General features: G+C 46.1%; 4 protein-coding genes and 1 pseudogene. All 5 read right to left on the reverse strand.

What is annotated here, in order from left to right; translation table 11 throughout:
* On the reverse strand, nt 1-506 hold a 506-nt coding region (locus A9239_RS14055), incomplete at its 3' end, for a molybdopterin-dependent oxidoreductase (protein WP_255361956.1).
* Nucleotides 503-892 carry a molybdopterin dinucleotide binding domain-containing protein gene (locus tag A9239_RS14060; RefSeq protein WP_048123192.1) on the reverse strand — a complete coding sequence of 130 codons (390 nt, stop codon included), beginning with the start codon at nt 890-892 and terminating at the stop codon, nt 503-505. The genes A9239_RS14060 and A9239_RS14055, both read right to left, overlap by 4 nt.
* 10 nt (nt 893-902) lie before the next feature.
* Nucleotides 903-1808: a formylmethanofuran dehydrogenase subunit C gene (locus A9239_RS14065; protein WP_048154347.1), complete on the reverse strand. Its 906-nt coding sequence runs from the start codon at nt 1806-1808 to the stop codon at nt 903-905.
* 4 nt (nt 1809-1812) lie between these two features.
* Entirely contained in the window at nt 1813-3567 is a 1755-nt protein-coding gene (locus A9239_RS14070) for a formylmethanofuran dehydrogenase subunit A (protein WP_054865223.1), read from the reverse strand.
* Nucleotides 3568-3859: pseudogene (locus A9239_RS18500) on the reverse strand (4Fe-4S binding protein); the annotation flags it as partial.

Below are 3859 nucleotides of genomic sequence, written 5' to 3' on the forward strand. Positions count from 1 at the left end.
CTCGGGAAAACTGCGTACCTTGACATCTGTCTCGGCATGGATTCAAGAGGATTAGTTCCCCAGTAAACTAGGAGATCAGCCCTGTTTTTCTTCTGACCTTCAGTTGCACCGACTTTTCCGGATTCCTGAATTCCCATAGCTGTTGGCCCGTGACAGATAGTGGCATTGGAATCAACAATTGCACCAAGGTATTCCCCTAGCTTGAGCCCTATTTCATGTGCCTCAGAAGAGGTTTCACTACCCATGAAAAGCAGGGGACGCTTTGCTGAAACAAGAATATCGGCTGCTCTTTCAAGAGCTTCGTCCCAGGCAGAAGGTGTCAGTTTTCCGTCCTTCTTTATAAGGGGCTGCCTGAGACGGTGGGAACTTACAACTTCCTGAAATTTGGCATTTCCCATCTTACATGCGTTTTTAGCTTCAATCTTCCCGTCTCCGAATTCAACCTGGATATCGTCACAGGCTGCCCCACAGACCGGACAGACTATGTTTTTGTAAATCATACTCATTGACCTCCGATATAAACTTTCAATACTACATCTTCGGCGCTAAGAACCTCTTCATCAGTGGGCTCAATTATTACTGGGGCACCCTTATAGAGAGGAGAACCAGTGGAAAGAGTATCAGGATCTATGATAACATTCGACCAGATAGCCCTTGGCATAAAAACCTGCCCTGGCTGGACTGCATCCGTACATTTGGTATAAACTACAATCGAATGTTTCCCATTATGGCTTGTTACTTTCACTTTCTCAGGGGCGCATAGTGATGAAAAATCTACAGGAGATATCCAGCACGAGGCACATTCCATAGTGTACTCGTCTGTGAATTTGTCCCCACCTTTGGCAAGCCTGCCTTCATTAATCGTACTTCCGCTAATGAGTAATACTTCCATGATTCTCACCTCATAGCTCCGGGTTTGTGTCTGCAACCACGTAAAGCGTTCCTTTTGCCCGCTTGTTAATTGCATAGTCCCCTGTGAATTTCTTGAATTCCCCTATTAACTCAACCTCTCCGGATGTAACGCTATTTTCCATGGATACAAATTCGAAACCTGGGGAGAAGCGCTCGATTTTGCCTCCTATAACTATGGTGCCTCCTGCCATTTCAGCACCTACTCCACGAAGAGCGCTGCCTTTTACGAAGATGAGACCACCGTTCTGGCGAATTCCGCAGAAGCTTTTAACATCGCCTTCGACTATAATTTCACCACCGTCCATGCCGCCTCCGAGCTGGTGACGTACAGAACCTTCAATAACGATGCGACCACCTTTCATGCCGTGCCATTTTCCTCTGTAAGCGCAGCCCACATGGTCTCCGGCATTGCCTTTTATGGTCAGGAGGCCGCCTGTCATTTCCATACCTGCCCAGGAATCGGCGTCTCCATAAACAACGATCTCTCCTCCTTTCATCTCGGTACCTACATGCATGCCAGCAGAACCTTCAATTTCGATTTTTCCTGCGCTCATGCCTTCCCCGATCCTTTTGACCCTCATTACGTCACCTTTTATGCGGATGAGTGTATCAGCTGCAGAAATGCCTGCACTGCCTGTTACTTCAAAAAAATCGGAGAGAGGATAGGTCTTTGGCCCCTGCCAGACGGACAGGTCTCCTATTTCTTCAGCACTTTTGCCTGCAAAAGAATCAGGAGTTATAACATCGGCTTCCAGTTTAATGTCAATCGCTTTTTTAGGAATAAGTATTACTTCTGCTATTTCTCCAGCACTTTCACCAGTAAATGAGCCAGGCTTTATAACTGCCTCAAGATTACTCTCAATTTCATTTTTATTAATAAGAACTCCCTCTGTCATTACCTCACCTCACAACGTTAATCTTTATGGGAGTCGGATTTTGTAGATACTTTTCTGGAGTTGGATAGTTAGCAAAGCCCAGAGTGTAGTACCTGAACCACTCCTTAACATCAGCCAGCATTTCCTTTTCCTGCTCGTCTTCTACATGTACTTCAGAATAATAAGTCCGCTTTTCAGGTACGGAAACAATATCGCCCTTCACAGATACAATTTCGCCACCCTTTACGGTGTATTCGGCCTTCCTGAAAGCCTGAAGTAGAGCTTCATAGTTGTTTGTGTCAAGCTGCTGTGGATTTATGTTATAGACTGTAACATCTCCATCAGCGCCCAATCCAAGAGAACCTTTTCTGTGAGCCATGCCAATTGTTTTAGCGGGATTTGCTCTGGTCAGAATCGCAAGGTCATAGAGGGAAAGTTCCCGGTTTATGCCTCCAAGTTCACTCCTGTCGTTTGCCCATTTGTGACATTCGCTGAAGGTCTGTTTCCTGAAAGCCTCAGACATGATCCAGGTCATAACCTCAGGATATTTCGTAAACGGACCACCATTGGGGCTGTCCGTGGTCATAATTGTCTTCCAGGGATCATTGATGAGCAGGAGACATTCAAGGCCCATTGCCCACTGGAGGCTGTGTACCGGATTGGCTTTGAAGTAAGTGAAGGGAATAACACCTGACCCACCCTCCATCTCAACGTCAGTATTAGACCATTTGTTTCCTGTAAGCTTGTACATATCCTGGATGGCAGGCCCATCTCCTGTCATAACCGTAGCTTCTCCGAAGGGAGTGCATCCACTATCGATTACTACATGATCTTTATTGTTGATGTATTCTGCAATATCTTTTACTCCGGATTCACAGTCTCTCCAGGAAGTGCCTGCAAAACTGTTAAACATCATGTGGGCGAGGTATACGGAACGGTTCCGTGAAGGGTCTATTTTGGTTTCAGCCCATTCCACATCCATGTCCTGCCTGGGCTTTACACCGTCGAGGATTTTGAGGGAATCCTTGGTAATTCCGTAGCAACCAGGATGTCCCAGGTTATTTGCATGCAGGTGAAGAGGTACAGGCATGCCGAGGAGTTCATTGACCTCGCTAAGCCCTTTTATAGTTTCTCTTGGGGTAATTTCGAAATGGATGTTGGCTTCATCAAGAGAATGTACGTTTTTACCCCAGCCCCAGTTTTCGACTCCTGCAGGGTTGACACATTTTATCCCATAGGACTTGTGAGTCTTCATCATCCAGGCCACATAAGCCGCAGCCTTTTCTATGTCCCCATCATGGAGATAGCGCATCAAAAAGAAGTTGTTTCCAAGTACCAGGTATCCTCCCATATCAAGGAGTGGAGTAGAACGCATCTCTTCATGGGTATGGCGAGCTTCAAGAGGGGGAATTGCAGCTTCAAAAACAGTTGTATAGCCCATTGCTGCGTAATCGTATCCCTGTTTGTAGACAGAGGGAACAGTGTAACCTGAGCCTGAATGGGTAAGTGAAGTTTTCTGGAGAGTTGTTTTATAATGATCTTCGGGACGCATCGACCTGCCAGCGTTAACCTTTGAACCTGCAACGTGAGAATGGGAGTCAACTCCACCAGGCATGACCGTCATACCAGAGGCATCAATAAACTTTGCATTTTTCAATTCAGCCGCAGAAAGCTCTCTTACAACTTTTCCGTCCTTGATAAAGATATCCATAATTTCCCCATTTATTTCATTGAGGGAATCAAAGACGTATCCGTTCTTAATTGCAATTGTTCCTGCCATTTATTCCACCTCTTTCTTTACAAGCCTGATTGCATCAACAGGACAGATCATGGCGCAGGCTCCATCTGCTCCACAGCGTTCCTGGTCTATGACTGAAATTCTTCCGTTTTTAACCCCTAGAAGAGCTTTTTCGTCCATGTTGTTCAGGTGCCCGGCTGCAAGTTCACAGTCAGAAAGGGCATTCACTGGACAGACTATTACACAGTTTCAACAGCCCAGGCATGCATTTTCCTCCGTTTCCAGGCAGGTGCGGAGCAAAGCTTCCGGAACAGGGACTTCAAGCAGTTTTTTT

The organism is Methanosarcina sp. A14 (assembly GCF_001729375.1).
GTDB lineage: Archaea > Halobacteriota > Methanosarcinia > Methanosarcinales > Methanosarcinaceae > Methanosarcina > Methanosarcina barkeri.

Excerpts from the sequence above, each read along its gene's own strand:
- A9239_RS14065 (WP_048154347.1), bottom strand. The coding sequence starts at position 1,808 with ATGACAGAGGGAGTTCTTATTAATAAAAATGAAATTGAGAGTAATCTT.
- A9239_RS14060 (WP_048123192.1), bottom strand. The coding sequence starts at position 892 with ATGGAAGTATTACTCATTAGCGGAAGTACGATTAATGAAGGCAGGCTT.
- A9239_RS14070 (WP_054865223.1), bottom strand. The coding sequence starts at position 3,567 with ATGGCAGGAACAATTGCAATTAAGAACGGATACGTCTTTGATTCCCTC.